Here is an 812-nt window from a genome sequence, read left to right as displayed (position 1 = left end):
CTCGCCGGTGTTTTCGCCGGTGTGCTGGGGTTGGCGCGGGTGGGGGTCGATGACGACTTCTTCCTGTGCGGTGGGAACTCGCTGATGGTGACGCGGTTGGTGGCGCGGGTGCGGGATGCCTTCGGTGTGGAGGTGCCGGTGCGTACGGTGTTCCAGGCGCCGACGGTGGCGGGTCTGGCCGGGTGTGTGCGGGAGGTGTTGGCGGGGTTCGGCCGGGTGGAGTTGGCTCCGGTGGTGCCGGTGGCCGATCGGGGGCGGTTGCCGCTGTCGTTCGCGCAGCAGCGGTTGTGGTTCCTGGATCAGCTTCAGGGGGATCTGGCGGTCTACAACGTGCCGTTGGTGGTGCGGCTGCGGGGTGCGCTGGAGGTCCCGGCTCTGGAGGCGGCGCTGGGGGCGGTGGTGGCCCGGCACGAGTCGCTGCGGGTGTGCTTCCCGGTGGTGGACGGCGAGCCGTTTCAGCGGGTGGCCGTGGAGGCGTCGGTTCCTTTCCCGGTGTGCGATCTGACCGGTCGCGGGGAGCGGTTGGGGGAGGTGGTGGATGCGGAGGTGGGGCGGCCGTTCGATCTGGCGGCGGGTCCGGTGGTGCGGGCGCTGCTGGTGCGGCTGGCGGACGACGACCATGTGCTGGTGGTGACGGCGCATCACAGTGTGGCCGATGGGTGGTCTCTGGGGGTGCTGCATCACGAGCTGGCCGTGTACTACAACGCGGCGGTCGCGGGGGAGGCTCCGCGGCTGGGGGAGCTGGCGGTGCAGTACGGAGACTTCGCGGTCTGGCAGCGGGAGCGGCTCACCGACGAGGTCCTGGAGCCGCA

Annotated in this window: 1 protein-coding gene; it reads left to right on the top strand. The window is 71.2% G+C overall.

Annotated elements, in window-relative coordinates:
• Positions 1-21: 21 nt before the first annotated feature.
• A partial coding sequence (locus N5079_RS35080; RefSeq protein ID WP_261588532.1) for a condensation domain-containing protein occupies positions 22-812 on the top strand: 791 nt, incomplete at its 3' end.

Origin of the sequence: Planotetraspora sp. A-T 1434 (genome assembly GCF_025420585.1) — a bacterium.
GTDB lineage: Bacteria > Actinomycetota > Actinomycetes > Streptosporangiales > Streptosporangiaceae > JAOEGB01.
The sequence above is the reverse complement of the archived record's forward strand: the minus strand, read 5'-3'. Positions and strand labels throughout refer to the sequence as shown.